The sequence below is a fragment of the Bradyrhizobium viridifuturi genome, from assembly GCF_001238275.1.
Taxonomy (GTDB): Bacteria; Pseudomonadota; Alphaproteobacteria; order Rhizobiales; family Xanthobacteraceae; genus Bradyrhizobium; species Bradyrhizobium viridifuturi.
Map to the genome: position 1 here is coordinate 1 of NZ_LGTB01000143.1, position 325 is coordinate 325.

Sequence of the window (325 nt, forward strand, 5' to 3'; positions counted from 1 at the left end):
AAGGTGGCGGCGAGCCGGTGTCTGGGGCCGCATCATTGACGCGCTTGCCGCTGCCCATGATTCCGCTATCCAGATGATCGACACTTCGATTGTCCGCGTGCATCAGCATGGAGCCTGCATCACCAGGAACCGGCGCCAATCGATGGGAAGGTCACGCGGCGGCTTGACGAGCAAAATCCATGCGGTCGTCGATAGCAATGGTCTCCCGGTGCGGCTGGCGTTGAGTCCCGGCGAGGCCCACGACGTCCGACTTGCCGGAAAACTGCTGTCTCGTCTGAAATCCGGGTCAATGCTGCTTGCCGACCGTGGCTATGACGCCGATTGG

1 protein-coding gene is annotated in these 325 nt (G+C 61.8%); it reads left to right on the plus strand.

Annotated features, from left to right (window positions below; all coding sequences use genetic code 11):
• On the plus strand, positions 1-325 hold a 325-nt coding region (locus ALC15_RS42965), incomplete at both ends, for a transposase (RefSeq protein WP_157861005.1).